Genomic DNA, 250 nt, shown 5'->3' with positions numbered 1-250 from the left:
CTTGGTGCAGTGAAGGTTGGTGAATTAGCACTTGTATCAGACAAGATAACACTAACACCCGACTGTTGTAACCAGGTTACTGTTACAGTGTCGTCATCTGTTACGGTTAAGTTTAATGTTACAGATGAAGGAGCATCTGTAACATTAAACTTAACCGTAACAGATGACGACACTGTAACAGTAACCTGGTTACAACAGTCGGGTGTTAGTGTTATCTTGTCTGATACAAGTGCTAATTCACCAACCTTCA

The 250-nt window shown here is 40.4% G+C and carries 1 protein-coding gene; it reads left to right on the top strand.

Features of this window, described 5'->3' with window-relative positions; translation table 11 throughout:
- Positions 1 to 250 (top strand): hypothetical protein (locus tag H4J50_RS19340; protein WP_182257713.1); only part of this gene is annotated, 250 nt, incomplete at both ends.

The sequence above is a fragment of the Colwellia sp. 6M3 genome, assembly GCF_014077595.1.
GTDB lineage: Bacteria > Pseudomonadota > Gammaproteobacteria > Enterobacterales > Alteromonadaceae > Cognaticolwellia.
Note: the sequence above shows the minus strand (reverse complement) of the source record. Positions and strands in the feature narration are given on the sequence as shown.